Origin of the sequence: Clostridium sp. C8-1-8, from assembly GCF_009928445.1 — a bacterium.
Classification (GTDB): Bacteria; Bacillota; Clostridia; order Clostridiales; family Clostridiaceae; genus Clostridium_AR.
Genome location: NZ_JAABNO010000077.1, coordinates 1 through 1,076, shown reverse-complemented (window position 1 = coordinate 1,076; position 1,076 = coordinate 1). Strand labels below are relative to the sequence as shown.

Genomic DNA, 1,076 nt, shown 5'->3' with positions numbered 1-1,076 from the left:
TATATTATAACTTCACCAAAATTGCGAGAGAACCAGTTTTAAGTATAAATCAATAGCGGTCTTCTATTTCTTTAACCAGGCGTTTGACTGTAGAGTAGCTAATCATGAATCCTCTCTCAACTAACTCTTCATAAATGTCTAATTTTTTAAGCACTTGCTTTTGCCTGCCTCCGGCACGTTTCTGACGATTTAGTTCCAGAAATTCTTCAACTGCATCCATAATTTCAGGTGTTACATTAGTGGGCTTGCGCCCGTCGGAATTATACTTCGGTTTTTCTACAATTGCTTGAATAAGCTCTGATGTGTCCATTTCTGGATTAGTTTGTAGTAGTTCCGATTTTTGAAGTTGATACTCCTTGATATAATTCTTGACAGTATCTTTACTCATATGTAGTTCTTTTGCAATAGCTCGGTTTGTCATTCCTTCAATGTGCTTTAAGATAATTTTTTGTTTCTGTAGCAATAAGATCATTCCCCCTTGCCCTCCTTTTAGCATGATGCTAATAGGATAGCATATTTTATTAAAGAAATGACCTAGTTTTCAATGAGCACTTGACCTAATTTTAGATTAGCATAAACAAGGTGCAGATAGTGAATTGATTTTAAGTGTTTTAAGCTCCATAGCTCAAGATGAAAGTAGAAATATTTCTGAAAATACAAAATGGGCATTTTAAAAGAAATTTAAACAAGGAAAGATACAAGTTAATGTTAAGAGATTTCTTGGGTATGTCAAAAATGAAGAAGGAAAACTTGTTATAAATCCTAAAGAGGCTGAAATAGTTAAAAGGATTTATAGAGAATACTTAAATGGTAGTAGTTTAAATGAAATAAAGAGAGGACTTGAAAGAGATAAGATTAAAACTGTAACAGATAAGGAAGTGTGGCAGGGTAGTACGATAAAAGGAATTTTGAGTAATGAAAAATATTATGGGAATGCAGTACTTCAAAAAACAATAACAGTAGATTATTTAACTCATAAAAGAAAAAAGAATCAAGGAGAATCACCTAAATATGAGGTTAAAGTGTAAATGTTAATATGAAAGTGCATAAAAGTTCCAACATCAAAATGTAGGAAT

The 1,076-nt window shown here is 32.0% G+C and carries 2 protein-coding genes; one reads left to right on the top strand and one right to left on the bottom strand.

The window, feature by feature from the left end; all coding sequences use genetic code 11:
* Window positions 1–49: 49 nt before the first annotated feature.
* A complete protein-coding gene (locus GXK57_RS26190; RefSeq protein ID WP_160680942.1) occupies window positions 50–463 on the bottom strand; it encodes a helix-turn-helix domain-containing protein in 414 nt (137 codons plus the stop codon).
* Window positions 464–695: 232 nt separating this feature from the next.
* Between GXK57_RS26190 and GXK57_RS26185 the strand changes: the two genes are divergently transcribed.
* Window positions 696–1,028, top strand: a complete 333-nt coding sequence (locus tag GXK57_RS26185) for a recombinase family protein (RefSeq protein WP_160680943.1) — start codon at window positions 696–698, stop codon at window positions 1,026–1,028.
* The last annotated feature ends 48 nt before the right edge of the window (window positions 1,029–1,076 follow it).